At 42.1% G+C, this 17,716-nt stretch carries 11 protein-coding genes; 6 read left to right on the forward strand and 5 right to left on the reverse strand.

Annotated elements, in window-relative coordinates; genetic code table 11:
- Positions 1-79: 79 nt before the first annotated feature.
- Both AB5217_RS17925 and AB5217_RS17930 read left to right on the forward strand, forming a co-directional pair.
- A complete protein-coding gene (locus AB5217_RS17925; protein ID WP_032854543.1) occupies positions 80-1,996 on the forward strand; it encodes an Ig-like domain-containing domain in 1,917 nt (638 codons plus the stop codon).
- Entirely contained in the window at positions 1,941-2,816 is an 876-nt protein-coding gene (locus AB5217_RS17930) for a DUF3108 domain-containing protein (RefSeq protein ID WP_032847427.1), read from the forward strand. Before AB5217_RS17925 ends, AB5217_RS17930 begins: the two co-directional genes overlap by 56 nt.
- Before the next feature lie 69 nt (positions 2,817-2,885).
- Here the strand turns inward: AB5217_RS17930 and AB5217_RS17935 are convergent, their stop codons facing one another.
- Positions 2,886-3,296: a PaaI family thioesterase gene (locus AB5217_RS17935; RefSeq protein WP_032847430.1), complete on the reverse strand. Its 411-nt coding sequence runs from the start codon at positions 3,294-3,296 to the stop codon at positions 2,886-2,888.
- Between the two features lie 186 nt (positions 3,297-3,482).
- Between AB5217_RS17935 and AB5217_RS17940 the strand changes: the two genes are divergently transcribed.
- From AB5217_RS17940 to AB5217_RS17950, 3 genes are all read left to right on the forward strand, one after another.
- Positions 3,483-4,685 (forward strand): glycoside hydrolase family 88 protein, encoded by a 1,203-nt coding sequence (locus AB5217_RS17940; protein WP_032847432.1) that lies wholly within the window; start codon positions 3,483-3,485, stop codon positions 4,683-4,685.
- A gap of 164 nt (positions 4,686-4,849) precedes the next feature.
- Positions 4,850-6,400: a sulfatase gene (locus AB5217_RS17945; protein WP_032847435.1), complete on the forward strand. Its 1,551-nt coding sequence runs from the start codon at positions 4,850-4,852 to the stop codon at positions 6,398-6,400.
- 113 nt (positions 6,401-6,513) lie between these two features.
- Entirely contained in the window at positions 6,514-9,375 is a 2,862-nt protein-coding gene (locus AB5217_RS17950; RefSeq protein WP_151923833.1) for a chondroitinase family polysaccharide lyase, read from the forward strand.
- Positions 9,376-9,514: 139 nt separating this feature from the next.
- Here AB5217_RS17950 and cysS read toward each other — a convergent pair whose 3' ends face one another.
- Both cysS and AB5217_RS17960 read right to left on the reverse strand, forming a co-directional pair.
- Positions 9,515-10,996, reverse strand: coding sequence for a cysteine--tRNA ligase (cysS, locus tag AB5217_RS17955; RefSeq protein ID WP_032847439.1), 1,482 nt, complete (start codon positions 10,994-10,996; stop codon positions 9,515-9,517).
- A 231-nt stretch (positions 10,997-11,227) separates the two neighbouring features.
- Complete coding sequence (locus AB5217_RS17960) at positions 11,228-12,040, reverse strand: Cof-type HAD-IIB family hydrolase (RefSeq protein WP_008776090.1); 813 nt, start codon at positions 12,038-12,040, stop codon at positions 11,228-11,230.
- 166 nt (positions 12,041-12,206) lie between these two features.
- Between AB5217_RS17960 and AB5217_RS17965 the strand changes: the two genes are divergently transcribed.
- On the forward strand, positions 12,207-13,376 hold the full coding sequence (locus AB5217_RS17965; RefSeq protein WP_004324308.1) for an ATP-binding protein: 1,170 nt from the start codon (positions 12,207-12,209) through the stop codon (positions 13,374-13,376).
- Between the two features lie 60 nt (positions 13,377-13,436).
- Here the strand turns inward: AB5217_RS17965 and AB5217_RS17970 are convergent, their stop codons facing one another.
- Positions 13,437-15,422: a PL29 family lyase N-terminal domain-containing protein gene (locus AB5217_RS17970; protein WP_004324310.1), complete on the reverse strand. Its 1,986-nt coding sequence runs from the start codon at positions 15,420-15,422 to the stop codon at positions 13,437-13,439.
- A gap of 24 nt (positions 15,423-15,446) precedes the next feature.
- On the reverse strand, positions 15,447-17,716 hold a 2,270-nt coding region (locus tag AB5217_RS17975), incomplete at its 5' end, for a DUF4955 domain-containing protein (RefSeq protein WP_368117376.1).

Raw genomic sequence — 17,716 nt, forward strand, 5'->3', positions numbered from 1 at the left:
CTTAAGTCACCCTTTCCTTTTTTAATAAATTAGCTAGAAAGTGTGGTGTTTATTGAATAAGAACGCTTATTTTTGCAGCATGTTACAATTTGAGAATCAAAAGATAAAGCAAATAGTTCGCAAGGTGCTTCCGGTAGTAACGCTGGGAGCTATGTTATATTCCTGCGCCAGTATTGGACGGCCGGACGGAGGCCCTTATGATGAGACGCCGCCCCGTTTCATCGGTAGTACTCCTGCTGCGGGCGCTCTGAATAATGAAAGGACTAAAATTTCTTTGATGTTTGATGAGTTTATTAAGCTGGAGAAAGCAACCGAAAAAGTCGTTGTTTCTCCTCCCCAGATACAGCAACCGGAAATCAAGGCTTCCGGCAAGAGAATACAAGTCAACCTACTCGACTCTTTGAAGCCTAACACGACCTATACGATTGACTTCTCGGATGCAATTGTCGACAATAATGAAGGTAACCCGCTAGGGAATTTTGCATTTACGTTCTCTACCGGTACGGAAATCGATACGATGGAAGTAGCAGGAACGATGCTCGATGCCTCTAACCTGGAGCCTATTAAAGGTATGCTTGTCGGACTACATTCCAACTTGAACGATTCGGCTTTCAACAAATTGCCTTTCGACCGTGTGGCACGTACGGACAGCCGTGGGCGTTTCTCTATCCGGGGTATAGCTCCCGGCAAGTATCGTATCTACGGTTTGATGGATGCCGACCAGAACTTCACTTTTAATCAGAAGAGCGAGAAGATCGCTTTCCATGACTCGTTGATTATCCCTCGTATGGAAGAACGTATCCGCATGGATACGGCTTGGGTGGATTCATTGACTTATGACACGATTGTTGAGAAGAAATATATGCATTATTTGCCGGATGATGTCATCCTCCGTGCCTTTAAGGAACTCAATTATTCGCAATACCTTATCAAGTCGGAAAGACTGGTTCCGCAGAAGTTTACGTTCTATTTTGCAGGTAAGGCAGATACTTTGCCTGTATTGAAAGGCTTGAACTTCGATGAAAAGGATGCTTTTGTTATCGAAAAGAATCAGCGGAACGACACCATCCATTATTGGGTAAAAGACTCCCTGCTCTTTAAGCAGGATACGCTGGCCATGAGCCTGACTTATCTTTATACGGATACATTGAATCAGTTAGTGCCCCGTACGGATACGCTCAACCTCGTTTCGAAGCAGAAATATAAGAAAGAGGAGCCGGATAAGGACAAAAAGAAAAAGAAGAAAAAGAAAGGTGAAGAGGATGAACCCGAACCGACAAAATTCTTGCCGGTAAATGTCGGTGCTCCTTCGTCAATGGATGTATATGGTTCTATCTCTTTGAGTTTTGAAGAACCGATAGCCAGTTTCGATACTGCGGCCATCCATCTACGGCAAAAGGTAGATACGCTCTGGAAAGATATACCATTCGACTTTGAACAGGACTCTGTGAATCTAAAGAGGTTCAATCTGTATTATGATTGGGAGCCGACACTGGAATATGAATTTTCGGTAGACTCGACTGCGTTCCATGGTATATACGGATTGTTTACAGACAAAATAAAACAAGGGTTCAAGGTGCGTAGTTTGGAAGAATATGCCAAAATCACGTTTGTGGTGACGGGAGCGGAACCTAATGCTTTCGTTGAACTGTTGGATGCGCAGGATAAAGTGGTACGCCGAAGAAGAGTAGAGGAAGGAGGTTATGCCGACTTTTATTACTTAAATCCCGGTAAGTACTCCGCCCGGTTGATTAACGACCGGAATGGAAACGGTGAATGGGATACCGGCAATTTTGAAAAAGGGGTGCAGCCCGAAGAGGTGTATTATTATAATCAGATTTTAGAGCCGAAAGCCAACTGGGATCTAGAACAAAGTTGGGATATTCATGCAGTTCCGCTGGATAAGCAAAAGCTGGATGAACTTAAAAAACAAAAACCAGATGAAGACAAGAAGAAAAAGGATCGGGAACGAAATAGTCAGAACCGCCGTCGTTAGCGTTCGGCGCAATTTTATTATCGGATTAGTGGCCTTACTGATGGGAGCTTTCGCCCTCCCAGCCAGTGCTCAATGTGAAGCGAAGAATGATGCGTTTCAATCCGGCGAACACGTAATGTATGATTTATATTTTAACTGGAAGTTTGTCTGGGTGAAAGCCGGACTTGCCAGTCTGACGACGAATGCTACTACTTATCATTCACAACCTGCCTACCGGATTAACCTGCTTGCTTTGGGCAGTAAACGGGCGGATTTCTTTTTCAAGATGCGCGATACGCTGACTTGTGTGATCGGTGAAAAACTGGAACCGCGCTATTTCCGCAAAGGTGCCGAAGAGGGAAAACGTTACACGGTCGATGAGGCTTGGTTCTCTTATAAGGACGGTCTTTGCCTGGTAAATCAGAAGCGTACTTACCGGGATGGGGCGTTTAATGAATCTGAAGATAGTGATAGCCGCTGTATATACGATATGTTGAGCATTCTGGCGCAAGCGCGTTCTTACGACCCTGCAGATTATAAGGTGGGAGATAAGATTAAGTTCCCTATGGCTACAGGCCGCAAAGTGGAAGAACAGACGCTTATTTATCGCGGTAAAGAAAATGTAAAAGCAGAAAATGGAGTGACTTACCGTTGCTTGATTTTCTCATTAGTTGAATATGATAAGAAAGGAAAAGAGAAGGAAGTGATTACTTTCTTTGTGACGGACGATTTGAACCATCTTCCTATCCGTCTGGACTTGTTCCTGAATTTCGGTTCGGCAAAAGCATTCTTGAATAATGTGACCGGCAACCGGCATCCGCTGACTTCTATCGTTAAATAGAGATAAAGAGAAAAAATAGATAGGGCTGAAAGCTACCTTTGCGGGTGTACTTTCAGCCCTATCTGTTTTTTATTCCTGAATTTCGAAAGGCACTTTCTGATCTTTCCGGAATACGCTGGATTCAAAAGTGGCAATCAAATCTCCGTTCTGATTCGTTACATCTACCTGATAGCAGCCTGTACTTCGACCGATGTAGCGTTCGCGTGCTTCGGCAAAAAGGGTGTCACCAGGTCCGCTTGCGCGTAGAAAAGTGATGCTGGACGAGAGAGAGAAAGCCAGTGTACCGTGCGAGTTGGCTGCTGCGGCCAGTGCCAGGTCCGCCAATGTGAAAATGGCTCCTCCTTGTGTACGGGCGCCTGCATTAAGATGTTCTGGTTTTATTTCTAACTTGGCTTTACTGTATCCTTTGCGTACTTCCAGCAGTACTACTCCTGTATTTTCGGCAAATAAATCATTCTTAAAGAAATCTTGTGGAGTCATATGAGTTTGTTTAAAGTTGTCAACATTTGTATCTCTAGGTGTGATTCATCTTTATAAATCTACTATTTCTTTTGCAAATGTACCAAAATTGTCTTTCATTTGGATTATTTGGGTCGGTCAATTCTATTTAAATGCACTACTTTTGCCATTAAGAAAATTAATCACTTAACAAATAATCCATGTATTATGAAAACAATTCTTAGCGCATTAGGAGTTTCCCTTTTGATCTTAACGAGTTGCGGTGGACAAAAAAAGGTTGAAGTAGACTTTATTCAGGACAACATCGACAACGCAGTTGCACAAAACACGATTCAAACGGATATTATCGAAAAATCCGGTAAAATTTTGAATCCGAGAACTATCAATAAAGACGGTAGTATATCTTATATACCTATTGATGACTGGTGTTCCGGCTTTTTCCCAGGCAGTATGTGGCTGACATATAACCTGACTGGAGATCAGAAATGGTTGCCGTTGGCTGCGAAATATACTGAAGCCCTTGACTCGGTGAAATATCTGAAATGGCACCATGATGTAGGTTTCATGATTGGTTGCAGCTATCTGAACGGCTATCGTCTGGCAAACAAAAAAGAGTACAAAGATGTAATTGTTGAAACGGCTAAGTCGCTTTCCACTCGTTTCCGTCCGAACGCAGGCGTTATTCAGTCGTGGGATGCCGATAGAGGCTGGCAGGGAACACGTGGATGGAAATGTCCGGTGATTATTGATAATATGATGAATCTCGAACTTTTATTTGAAGCAACTGCTCTTTCTGGAGATTCTATTTTCTATAATATTGCAGTGAAACATGCTGATACAACGATGGCTCACCATTTCCGACCGGACAACAGCTGCTACCATGTGGTAGATTATGATCCGGAGACAGGCGAAGTGCGTAAGAGGCAAACTGCGCAGGGATATGCGGATGAATCGGCTTGGGCTCGCGGACAAGCTTGGGCACTCTACGGATATACTACTTGCTATCGTTATACGAAAGACAAGAAATATCTCGACCAGGCACAAAAAGTATATAATTTTATATTTAATAATAAGAATATGCCGGAAGATCTCATTCCTTACTGGGATTACGATGCTCCGAATATTCCAAACGAACCGCGTGATGCTTCTGCTGCCGCTTGTACAGCTTCTGCCCTTTACGAACTGAATGGCTACCTGCCGGGTAATCACTACAAGGAAACCGCTGATAAGATTATGGAAAGTTTAGGCTCGCCTGCTTATCGTGCGAAGGTTGGAACAAATGGAAACTTTATCCTGATGCATTCAGTAGGTAGTATTCCTCACGGTCAGGAAATCGATGTCCCTCTGAATTATGCTGACTACTACTTCCTGGAAGGACTGATGCGTAAAAGAGATTTGGAAAAGAAATAAGGAATAAGAAATAACAAAAAATAATGAATGGTAAACAGTGAACGATGAATACTCTACAGATTCTGACGTAACATGTTTACCGTTTATCATTCAGCATTGGCTATTTATTATTCCCTTCTTATCATTTATCACTAACCTGTTTTAATCATTTATCATAAACCATCATGAATAAACCTATAAACCTTCTTGTAGGAGGCTTGACGCTCTTTGCCGCACAAGGTTGCAAGGCTCCGAAACAAGCGTCCCAACAAGCGGAGCATCCTAATATAATCTATGTATTTCCCGATCAATACCGTAACCAGGCGATGGGCTTCTGGAGGCAGGACGGATTCCGGGATAAAGTAAACTTTGAAGGAGACCCCGTGCATACTCCTAATCTGGATGCCTTTGCACGTGAATCTATGGTCTTGTCGTCTGCACAGAGTAACTGTCCGTTGAGCAGCCCTCATCGTGGAATGTTACTGACCGGTATGTATCCGAACAAAAGTGGTGTACCATTGAATTGCAACTCTACACGTCCGATCAGCTCCTTGCGCGAGGATGCGGAATGTATCGGCGATGTGTTCAGCAAAGCAGGTTATGACTGTGCTTATTTTGGTAAACTTCACGCTGACTTCCCGACTCCGAACGATCCCGAACATCCGGGACAGTATGTGGAAGAAAAACGTCCGGCATGGGATGCCTATACACCGAAAGAACGCCGGCACGGCTTTAACTACTGGTATTCTTACGGAACATTTGACGAACACAAGAACCCGCATTATTGGGATACGGATGGTAAGAGACACGATCCGAAGGAATGGTCACCTTTGCACGAATCAGGCAAAGTCATTTCTTATCTGAAAAATGACGGTAACGTACGTGATACCAAGAAACCTTTCTTCATAATGGTGGGCATGAATCCTCCTCACAGCCCGTATCGCTCCTTGAATGACTGTGAAGAGCAGGATTTTAATCTTTATAAAGATCAGTCTCTGGATAGTCTGTTGATTCGTCCGAATGTCGATTTGAAGATGAAGAAAGCGGAGTCTGCACGTTATTATTTCGCTTCCGTTACCGGAGTAGACCGTGCTTTCGGACAGATTTTGACGACATTGAAAGAATTGGGATTGGACAAGAATACAGTCGTAATCTTTGCTTCCGATCATGGTGAGACGATGTGTAGCCAGCGCACTGATGATCCGAAGAATTCCCCTTATTCTGAATCCATGAATATTCCGTTCCTGGTTCGTTTTCCCGGTAAGATTCAGCCGAGGGTGGATGATTTATTGCTCTCCGCTCCTGATATTATGCCTACGGTGCTTGGCTTGTGCGGACTGGGTGATTCTATTCCGGCGGAAGTGCAGGGACGTAATTTCGCTCCTCTTTTCTTCGATGAAAAGGCTGAAATTGTTCGTCCTACAGGTGCACTGTATATTCAGAATGTAGATGGCGATAAAGATGAAAATGGATTGGTGCAGACTTACTTCCCTTCTTCAAGAGGTATCAAGACGGCTCAATATACATTGGCGTTATATATCGACCGTGATACGAAGCAATTGAAGAAAAGCCTCTTATTCGATGATGTAAAAGATCCATATCAACTGCATAACCTGCCTTTGGAAGAAAATAAGGAGATTGTGGCACAACTTTGCGGTGAAATGGGAGCTATGTTGAAGGAAATTAATGATCCTTGGTATACGGAAAAGATTCTGTCGGATCGGATTCCTTATTAGCGATTAGTAATTTATAAAACGCTGATTAACTCAAATAAGTGCCAATTTTAGGAGTAAATCTCTGCGACAATAATAGGTGTTAATCCGCATCCGCGTTTAAATTGAAAATAGTAATGAAAAACAGTTGTTTTATAGTATTATTCCTTTTGGGAATCATTCCTTCAGCTTTCGCTCAACTCATCGGATTTGAAGAAGAAGTGCCCGAAGCATTTACAGTTTCCGGAAAGGGAGAAGTGAAAATCTCTTCTCTTTTTTACAAGGAGGGTGAAAGTAGTCTGGAATGGGACTTTCAGCCCGGTTCTACGCTGGATGTTCAAATTGCTCCTTTATCGTTGAATACGAGAAACGAGAAGCAGTTCGGCATTACCTTGTGGATTTATAATGAGAAACCGCAGCAGGATTCTATTCGTTTTGAGTTTCTGAATAAGGAGGGAGAAGTCTCTTACTGGTTCTCTTATCGTTTGCAGGCAGCAGGCTGGCGGGCTTGCTGGATCTCTTTTGAGTATATGCAGGGCGACAAGAAAGATAAGAAGATCGTAGCCTATCGGCTGGTTGCCCCGCAACGGAAGGGACGTATCTTTCTTGACCGTCTGATTTTTCCGGAAAAGAAAATGAATCTTCGTACCACTCCCGACCAACAGTTGCCTACCAATAATGGGCTGTCTAATCGTGACCTGTGGCATTGGTGTCTCGTGTGGAAATGGGAACAACAGTCGTATGATATTCCTCTGCCTTCTAAATTGACAAGCGAACAAAAGAAGGAGCTGAAGACTATCGAACAACGTTTGACTGACTTTCTGGAAGTGAAAAAGGCTCCGCAAGGACCGATTAATGCTGCCTATAAAACATTTGAGAAAGCGGCTATCAGTCCATCCATCGCTGGGACGGGATTTATAGGAACTCCTATTGTTGCTCCTGATGAACAGGACAAGAAGAAAGGAGAAATGTCATGGAACGATATTGAAACGATGCTTTCCGGCTTTGCCTATGATGCTTATTATAACCAGAACGAAACATCAAAGAAAAACTACTTTACCGTATTCGACTATGCTATCGATCAGGGATTTGCATACGGTAGCGGTATGGGTACCAATCATCATTATGGTTATCAGGTACGTAAGATATATACAACTGCCTGGCTGATGCGTGATGCTATCTATAAACATCCTCATCGGGATGCTTATCTCTCCACATTGCGTTTTTGGGCGGCTCTGCAAGAAACTCGTCAGCCATGTTCTCCAACACGTGATGAATTGTTGGATTCCTGGCATACGTTATTGATGGCGAAATTTATTTCCGCTATGATGTTTCCCGATGCAAGGGAACAGGCGCAAGCTTTGAGCGGCTTGTCACGTTGGCTATCTTCTTCTTTGCGTTATACTCCGGGAACGATCGGTGGTATAAAGGTAGACGGTACGACTTTCCATCATGGCGGTTTCTATCCGGGATATACCACTGGAGTACTTGCGACTGTAGGAGAATATATTGCATTTACCAATGGTACAAGTTTTGAACTGACCGAAGATGCGCGCAAACACATGAAATCAGCCTTTATTGCTATGCGCAATTATTGCAATTTCTATGAATGGGGCATCGGAATCAGTGGCCGTCATCCTTTTGGAGGGAAGATGGGAAGCGATGATATCGAAGCATTTGCCAATATCGCTTTATCCGGCGATTTGTCCGGTCAGGGAAATACGTTTGATCGTGGTCTGGCTGCCGACTATTTACGTCTGATACGCAATAGTGATACTCCGAATGCGCGTTTCTTCAAGAAGGAAGGTATTCAACCGGCACAGGCTCCACAGGGATTCTTCGTTTACAACTATGGTTCGGCAGGCATTTTCCGTCGTGCGGACTGGATGGTGACATTGAAAGGGTATACCACTGACGTATGGGGCTCTGAAATTTATACGAAAGATAACCGTTACGGACGTTATCAGAGTTATGGCTCCGTGCAGATTATGGGGAAAGGAAATCCCGTGTCACGTGCCGGAAGCGGTTTTGTGCAGGAGGGATGGGACTGGAACCGTTTGCCGGGTACAACTACCATTCATTTGCCTTTCGATTTGCTTGATAGCCCATTGAAAGGAACGACTATGGCACGCTCCAAAGAGAATTTCTCCGGAAGCAGTTCTTTAGATGGTAAAAATGGAATGTTCGCTATGAAATTGGCAGAACGGGATTATGAGAATTTCACACCAGACTTTGTGGCCCGTAAATCCGTATTCTGTTTTGATAACCGGATGGTTTGCCTGGGAACAGGTATTTCGAACTCCAATGCGGATTATCCTACGGAAACGACTCTTTTCCAGACAAAATATAATGGTAAGGAGCCCAAAGTAGGAGAGGATAACTATTGGCTTCATGATGGTTATGACAATTATTATCATGTAGTGGACGGAACCGTTCGCGCACAGGTGGCAGAACAGGAATCACGGCACGAAAAGACGCGTGAAGTTACTAAGGGAAAATTCTCTTCTGCCTGGATAGAACATGGCAAGGCACCGAAAGAGGGGACTTATGAATATATGGTATTGATACAGCCTTCTGCTTCCGATCTCGACGAACTGCGTAAAACTCCTGCATACGAGGTGTTGCAACGCGATCAGACTGCTCACGTTGTTTATGATAAAAAGACTGGTATCACGGCGTATGCCGCTTTTGAAGCTTATCAGCCTGCCGCTGATAAAGTGGTCGTCGCTATTCCTGCGGAAACAATGGTGATGTATGCAAAAGAATCTGATAAGGGTATCCGTTTAAGCGTCTGTGATCCGAATCTGAATATAGAAGAGAAGACGTATACAACGAAAGAGCCCAGTCGTCCTATTACTAAGGAGATACGGCTTAAAGGACATTGGAGATTGACAAGCCCGATGGAAAATGTCCGGTTGGAACAGCAGGGAGACCAGACCGTACTGACAGTAACCTGTCAGCATGGACAGCCGGTCGAAATGCTCATGGAAAATAAATAATTAGTGAATAAGATAAGAGAAAACAAGAATTTAAAGAGAGGTATTAGTCATCATATTTCTATGAAAAAAGAGAAGACCGGTTCATGGGGAGCCGGTCTTCTTTGTATTTACACGGTGCGTTGAGCACTTTCTTTTCTTGTTACTTATTCAGTCTCCATTCGAAACCGTCTTTAGTATCTTTGATTTCAAATCCGAGTGCTGTCAGTGCGTTGCGGATTTCGTCGGAAGTAGCCCAGTCTTTGTTGGCTTTCGCTTTCATACGTTGTTCCAGTAACATATCTACTACCTTGCCGTAAGCTGCTTCACGACCATCTGAAGAGCCTTTTTCTTCTTTCAATCCCATGATGTCGAAACTGAACAGATGGAATGTTTCTTTCAGGTCTTTCAGGTCTTCGGCGGAGATGGTGGCATTACCGGCAATGATATTGTTTATAATGCGGGCGCCTTCGAAAAGCTGTGCGATGACAATCGGTGTATTTAAGTCGTCATTCATTGCTTCGTAGCATTTAGCGCGCAGTTCTTTCACGTTGATTCCCTCTGAAGTTGCCGATGCGGGAGTAATCTTATCCAATGCGTCAATGGCTTCCATCAGACGCTGCAGGCCTTTTTCGGATGCTTGCAGTGCTTCATTGCTGAAATCTACCGTGCTGCGGTAATGAGCTTGCAGGATGAAGAAACGGATTGTCATTGGTGTGTAGGCTTGTGCCAGCAGCTTATGAGTACCGGTGAAGAATTCGTCCAGCGTGATGAAGTTGCCAAGTGATTTACCCATCTTGGTTCCGTTGATGGTAATCATGTTGTTGTGCATCCAGTAGTGAACCATGTCATCACCTTGTGAGGCTACCGATTGTGCGATTTCACATTCGTGGTGAGGGAAAATCAAGTCCATTCCTCCTCCGTGAATATCGAAGTGTTCACCCAGGTATTTGCGTCCCATAGCGGTACATTCGGCGTGCCATCCGGGGAAACCATCGCTCCATGGAGACGGCCAGCGCATGATATGTTCAGGTTGTGCCTTTTTCCAAAGGGCAAAGTCGGCGGGATTGCGTTTCTCGCTTTGTCCGTCGAGGTCACGGGTGGTATTCAAGACGTCGTCCAGATTACGTCCGGAAAGTTTTCCGTAGTGGTAATCTTTATTGTATTTGGCTACATCGAAGTAAACGGAGCCTTCGCTTTCATAGGCGTATCCGGCATCCAAAATCTTCTGTACCAGTTGGATTTGTTCAATGATGTGTCCTGAAGCATGTGGCTCAATGCTTGGAGAAAGTACATTCAACGCTTCCATTGCTTTATGATAGCGGTTCAGGAAATATTGAACAACCTCCATTGGTTCCAACTCTTCCAGACGTGCTTTCTTGGCGATCTTGTCTTCTCCGTCATCGGCATCGTGTTCCAGATGACCTACGTCGGTAATATTTCGTACGTAGCGTACTTTATATCCTAGGTGGGTGAGATAGCGGAATAACACATCGAAGGTTATAGCCGGACGGGCGTGTCCTAAATGGGCATCTCCGTAAACAGTCGGTCCACACACATACATGCCTACATGAGGTGCATGAAGCGGTACAAACAACTCTTTCTTTCTATCTAAGGTGTTGTAAATGGTAAGTTGATGTTCCATAACATTTTATATTTGTTTTATTGGAACCGCAAAGTTAGTATAAAATCTGAATATGCGCCCTATCTTTAATCGGTTGATTTTAAGTGTCGGGTCGTTTTTACCAGTAATGTGATTTGTTTCCCGGTATGAAACTAACAGTTTCACACCGAGGAACCAATAGTTTCATTCCTTGAAACCAAAGGTTTCTCACCGAGAAACTAAAACTCTGCCGGCATGTCAGTAAATGTTTGGCTATTGTTGATTGCAAAACTTATTGATTGCTTCGGCTACACCATCCTCTTCGTTACTCAGGGTGATGTAATCTGCTGCTTTCTTTACAGGTTCTTGAGCATTTCCCATGGCAATCCCCAGTCCTGCAAACCTAATCATGGATAGGTCATTATATCCATCACCTATGGCTATAACTTCTTCACGCGCTACTCCTATTTCTTTTAACAGGACGGCCAAAGAAAGAGCCTTGTCGATACCTTGCGGGACTAATTCGAGAAAATAGGGTTCTGAACGGAAAACATTAATGCGACCTTGTAACCGGAGACAAAGTTCGGCTTCAAGTGGAATCAGTTTATCGGCATCTCCTACGATGAGGCATTTGGCTACGGGAAGTGTGATGTCTGTCAGGAAGTCATTTGTCTCCCGAACTGCCATTTTATTGAGAAAGGCTTCTTTTAATACGTATGGATCTTGAGAGTTTTCGGTTATTATCTCTGCTCCGTCATAGGTTAATATACTTAGTTGATGGGTACGGGCACATTCGTAGAGCACTGGAACAACTTCATTAGGCAACACATTTTCATATACCATCTCTTGTGTTTCCCAATTAATGATTTCTCCTCCGTTATAGGACAGGATGAATCCACCGAATTCATTCATACGTAACTCATTAGCTAATGGCACAATACCATAAGTAGGTCGACCGGAAGCTAATACCAGTCGTATTCCTTGCTCTTGCATACGTATCAGAGTTTCCCTGTTGCGGGGAGTGATTTCCTTTTTAGAGTTGGTGAGTGTGCCGTCAAGATCGAGCACGATAAGTTTGTATTTCATGTAGGGTTGTTTTGGATGCAAAGATAAATTAAAAAAGTTTTTCTGCAAGGTGGTGGGGGAAAAGATGTGGCTTTAGCTGAAATTGCACTGTGATAGTGCAATTTGTTTTGTTATTTGCACTATTATAGTGCAAATAATCGTATCTTTGTCTATAAACCAATGCTATATGGATAAGTTATTTGAGTATTTTCACAAGATGATACGGGAGACTAATATTGAGTTTCACCGGTATATTTATTCCAGGATAAATTGGAATAGTCGCATGATAGGGCTTACGGGACCTAGAGGAGTAGGGAAGACGACTCTTGTATTACAGCACATTAAAGAAAAGCTGAATTTAAATGACTCTTTATATGTGACGGCTGAAGATTTTTATTTTGCCAGCCATCGTTTGCTTGACTTGGCAGATGCTTTTGTAAAAATGGGAGGCAAGTATTTGTTTATTGATGAAATTCATAAATATAAAGATTGGTCGAAAGAGCTTAAATTGATTTACGATTATCATTCAGAGTTGAATATTGTTTTTACAGGTTCATCTGTATTGGATATTAATAAAGGAGCTTCAGATTTGAGTCGTCGCGCTGTCATGTATCAGATGCAGGGACTTTCTTTTCGTGAGTATTTGTATTTATTTCATCGTATTCCTTCTGGAATATACAGTTTGCAGGATATTGTAGCGCATAAAGTGGAAATTCCGGGTTTGGAGCATCCGCTTCCACTCTTTCATGACTATTTGCAGAAAGGCTACTATCCTTTTGCATTGGAGGAAGATTTTGATATACGTTTGCGACAGATCATCAATTTGACTTTGGAGTCGGACATACCTCAATTTGCTGATATGAATGTTTCCACTGGGCGTAAACTTAAGCAACTTCTTGCTATCATTGCTAAGAGTGTGCCGTTCAAGCCTAATTTTAGCAGTATAGCTAAAATTCTTGAAGTGAGCCGTAATAATATATCCGATTATTGCCTTTATATTGAAGAGGCAGGGTTGATAGCGCAGTTGAGAGATGCTACCGGCGGAATACGCGGGTTAGGGAAAGTAGATAAAATTTATCTGGATAATACCAATTTGATATATAGTCTGGCTCAAGATAATTCTAATATTGGAAATATCAGGGAGACTTTCTTTTTGAACCAGACCCGTATTTTTTCGGATGTAGTAGCTTCTCCTGTTTCTGATTTCTTGATTGATGATATGACATTTGAGGTGGGAGGAAAGAAAAAGGGACAAAAGCAGATTCAGGAGGTACAGAAAGGATTTGTGGTGAAGGATGATATTGAAAGAGGCTTTATGAATGTGGTGCCGTTGTGGCAGTTCGGAATGGGATATTAGTCAATAAAAAAAGGATATCCAAATTCGGATATCCTTTTTTATTGATGTTGTAATGTTTTCTTATTCTATGTTTGCTCCGTATCCATCCATATCTGTTGCCAAGACAAATATACCGTTTTCTACATCAGTAATGGTCAGTGGTGCAGTGGCGTGAGGAGTCAATACATAGGGGTCAACTTTCGCACTTGCATCACAGTTGCTATGGTAATTATACCATTTACTGTTACTTGTTAATCCATATACGATATTATCTTTAACATCTACTGTAGTTACACTTACAGGATGAGTATCATTTCCCACGTAAGTATAAAGGTTGCTATTCTTTGCAAAACTTGAGTCTACATAAAAGATGTTTTTTGTCATCGTGAGACTACCTTTATTATGTCTGAAATATGGATTGTTTCCTGCAATATTAATTACTGTATTATTAGATATTATTGCAGTAAGATTTCCTTCTGTAAAGTCTGTTTGTAATCCCCAATTCAATATTTGACCCACATAAGGTGTTTTACTGTATACTATATTATTGGTAAATGCAAATTTCTTGTATGGAGCCAAGTTTTTGGTTGTATATAGATGTATGAGAGCTTTGTTGTCTGCATTGACCATAATACGAGTTCTATTAATAATGATCGTATTGATACCATTCAAATTGTCTTTTGCTGTATCTTGATAAATTGGGTTTTTAACGTCGCTGATCTTACATTCATCTATGATCAAAGCTGTGAAATCAGTAGCACTTGAAGTATTCGAATTGTTGAAATATTGTCCATCAGTAGTGAAACTACTCATATCTAAATGAATATTCTTTATGAAGATATTTCCAGAGACTGTTTTCCAAACCCTACTAGGTTTAATGACAGGTTTAGAATCAGAATATTTCCCAATGATAATAATTGTATTATTAAGGTTTACAGGATTGATTGTTGTAAAATCATTATTTCCTGTTAAGAATAAGATTTTGACTTTCTTGGAATTATTGATATAGCTGTCAAGTTCTGGTTCTGTTCCATCCAACTCTACTACTTCTGCATCGGGATAAGTATTTTTATCAAATGTGATATCACCGATTGTTATACTTTCTCCGTTATCGAATTTTGCTTTATAGTCAATCCGTGTTTCTGCTTCTCCAAGCTCTACCTGTATTTTTGCGATGGCAGCATATGCTCCTGAAGTTGCAAGAATAGATACGTCTTTGGTATTATCAGCGACGGCACGCGATAGAGTTTTTGCTGTTGCAGGAGCTTTTATTGTCAATGTTCCTTCATCGTTATCTGCGGACGGTTCAGACAAAGTCGCTTCCCAACCTTCGGGAGCGGTAATGATATAAGATTCTACTCCCTTCATGTGTACAATGAAATCTTTCGTAGATCCTGCTGCGATTCTTTGTATACCTACAATACTTTCATCAAACTTGCAGTAGAAGTTGCTGATGATAGGGATAGATAACTTTGTGCCATCTCTTAATTCAATATTGAAGTTGTTGCCAACCTTTTCTACAGAGTTGAAAAATTTATCTTTTACGGCTTCCCCGTCGGTTGCTTTTACAGGATTGCCTGCAGAGTCCTTTACGTTCTCATAAGTACTACCGTCGTAGCTGACTTGCCAGTATCCTGTTGCTGCATCGATTTGGAAAAGAGGAGTCTTTCCATTTTCAGCCGTTGCTTTTATAGGATTCCCGCTTTTATCTTTCAGTTGTGTGAAAGTGCTTCCGTTGTCATAGCTTACCGTCCAATAACCATCGTTGTCGATGCCCATTTGAGGAATCAAGGCACCCGCTCCGGTTTCTTCAACGAGTTTGAGTGTCTTGCCATTACTTAATGTAATGGTATATATACCATCCTTTAATTCAATATCAGTAATGGTAGCGCCTTCTTTGCAAAGTTCGCGTACGGCTTCAATGTTCCAGTTCAAATCTTGAACGGTTTTTTCAAGGGCGGTAACACGAGTCTTTAAATCGTTAACGTCGTCCCATAAGTCGTCTGTCTTATTGCATCCTACCAGACATACAGTCAGTAACATACATACGTACCAAAGTTTCTTCATAATTGTATCTTGTTTTTAAAGTTATTACTGGAGTGAATTTAACCAAGCCGGAACTGCACCTAAACGTTTGCGTAATTGGGCTTCATAGAGTGAATATGGAGTAACGGTATTACCCTGTTCTTCATTCAACTTCATTTGGCTTTCATCGAAATGAATACTACCGCCATGATATCCCACTACGATAGGAGGAAGGAACTTCCACCAAAGAGAATTGTTGTCCCACCAGATGAATGGAGAATCCGCAACATTGTTCTTGGCATTAAAGTTCCACAAAGTCAAATCGGCTAAGTGATTAGGCATTTGGTTGTAATCACCTCCCTGGCGGAATCTCATAAAACCACCTGTACAACGGTCAATCAGCGTTGCACGAGGTTGTGTGGCATGAGACTCAAAGCAACCGTCAGTTCCCCAGTCTACATTCCAAATGACAGCACCTATACTTTGCTTGGATACACCACATGCGTGGTATTGGCCTGCTCCTTGTTCGTATACATTTTTGTTATCTATAAGGAATCCGTTTGATTTGTCCGTCACTTTGCCTATAAATACGCGTGACGAGGCTTGCGAACGGATAGCTGCGTGACCACGGTTTCCGTCAATGACCACATCGTATACGGATACATTGGAACTGTTGACGATCGAACTTGCTTCGCTGACGCTACGAAAGCCCACGCGGCGCATCCATGAATTTGTCAGGCGAATAAGATTGATAGGCTTGTAGGCTCCATCGTCCTCCCATGAACCGTGATGAGTAAAGTCAACTTTAGCTTTTCCTTCAAAGGTCATATCTTCCACACCTACATTCTCATAGTGGGGATATTTTTGGATAGTCCATTTCCATTGTGGATCTACAGCATGCATGATTGGCTCTTTGAAAGTAACAGTTTGCCCGTCGATGGCTGCTACTAAATGATAATCGAAGACCTGTACGCCATCTTCATGTAGATTAGTCATGTTTGAAGTGGGTTGGTAAGGTGCTAATTCTGCTTTGATAAGTTCCGGACTATTATCAGCCAGTTGTAAACATACCCAATCTCCGACTTTAATACCTGTGGTGGAGGCCACTTCTACTGAGAAAGTCCCCTTTTCGGCGTTTCCCGTAACCTCGGTAATAGGGGATAATCCACTATTATGCTTGATTTCCAGCATGACAGGTGAGGAATACATGACACTTGGATTGGTCGGTTGGTTAGGGGCATCCATTTTTATGACAGTTTGGTCGCGTCCGTCACCTTTCAGGATTACTCCTCCCATTAATAACTGAATTGTTTGTGATTTTCCATCTACATCATCGGCTGCCGTATGCAGAATGTATTCTCCTTTAGGAAAATAGATTATCGCCTTGGCATTGTCCACTTTTGAGCCTATTTTGGCTAATATTTTGGTTAAGGCTTCCCGGTCGGACTTGCCGTCATTGGGAATAGCACCGTAATCTTTTACATTATATACAGTGTAACCTAAAGACCATACATCGGGAGGTGCGACTTCACCATGTTTATAACCAGCATAAGAGAAATCTAGCAGTACATTATCTGCTTGTCCTAAGTTAAATTTGTTCCATACATCACATGTGTTGGCATCATAGCCTGTTGTCAGTAGTCGTACTTTGAAAGATATTATGCGGATATAGTTTTTAGAAGAAGTAATAATAATATTGATTGTTTCTTCTTTATTCTCTATATCATTTGCTTTCGGTGAAGTAATGGAAAGTTCATTATCTTTTAAAACGACATTCCATCCTTGTGGAGCTTTAATCACCGCTCCTGTAACATCTTGTTGTTCCACTTCATAAAGGCGTGTTTCGTTTAACGGGAAAATAGGAGTGTTTTCCATACCTTTTATCTTTAGATAGAATGTATCGATCACTTGAAGTTCAATGGTCTTATCGCTACCATATATAATGGTTAGTTTCTTGCTGGTAGTATCATATTCTACCTTGTCAAAGATCGAATTTTTTCCGGCACTTTCAATGGCTTCAATTTTGCTGCCGTCATTATTGGTCAGATACTGATAAGTTTTTCCATTATCATAGCTAACTAGCCAATAGCCTTCTGCATCTACTTTTAGTTTAGGAGATTGAATAGGGTTGGACGGCCCGTTAGGATCGGTCGGCTTACTGGTTGGAATGGCATATATCTTATTGCCATTAGCATCTTTTAGAGGCATGTAGGTGGTGCCTCCATCAGTGCTATAAATCCAGTATCCTTCGTTATCTACGGATAAAGTGGGGACTAGCGCATTAACGTTTTCTCCACTCATGACGGTGATACTTTTTCCGTCACTTAATTCTACAG

This window comes from Bacteroides sp. MSSM.1001136sp1_RTP21357st2_D2_RTP21359_211015 (assembly GCF_040913205.1).
Classification (GTDB): Bacteria; Bacteroidota; Bacteroidia; order Bacteroidales; family Bacteroidaceae; genus Bacteroides; species Bacteroides ovatus.

What these genes read in the sequence shown, in the direction of transcription:
- AB5217_RS17950 (WP_151923833.1), top strand. Translation starts at nt 6,514, where the DNA reads ATGAAAAACAGTTGTTTTATAGTATTATTCCTTTTGGGAATCATTCCT.
- cysS (WP_032847439.1), bottom strand. Translation starts at nt 10,996, where the DNA reads ATGGAACATCAACTTACCATTTACAACACCTTAGATAGAAAGAAAGAG.
- AB5217_RS17965 (WP_004324308.1), top strand. Translation starts at nt 12,207, where the DNA reads ATGGATAAGTTATTTGAGTATTTTCACAAGATGATACGGGAGACTAAT.
- AB5217_RS17970 (WP_004324310.1), bottom strand. Translation starts at nt 15,422, where the DNA reads ATGAAGAAACTTTGGTACGTATGTATGTTACTGACTGTATGTCTGGTA.
- AB5217_RS17945 (WP_032847435.1), top strand. Translation starts at nt 4,850, where the DNA reads ATGAATAAACCTATAAACCTTCTTGTAGGAGGCTTGACGCTCTTTGCC.
- AB5217_RS17940 (WP_032847432.1), top strand. Translation starts at nt 3,483, where the DNA reads ATGAAAACAATTCTTAGCGCATTAGGAGTTTCCCTTTTGATCTTAACG.
- AB5217_RS17925 (WP_032854543.1), top strand. Translation starts at nt 80, where the DNA reads ATGTTACAATTTGAGAATCAAAAGATAAAGCAAATAGTTCGCAAGGTG.
- AB5217_RS17935 (WP_032847430.1), bottom strand. Translation starts at nt 3,296, where the DNA reads ATGACTCCACAAGATTTCTTTAAGAATGATTTATTTGCCGAAAATACA.
- AB5217_RS17930 (WP_032847427.1), top strand. Translation starts at nt 1,941, where the DNA reads ATGAAGACAAGAAGAAAAAGGATCGGGAACGAAATAGTCAGAACCGCC.
- AB5217_RS17960 (WP_008776090.1), bottom strand. Translation starts at nt 12,040, where the DNA reads ATGAAATACAAACTTATCGTGCTCGATCTTGACGGCACACTCACCAAC.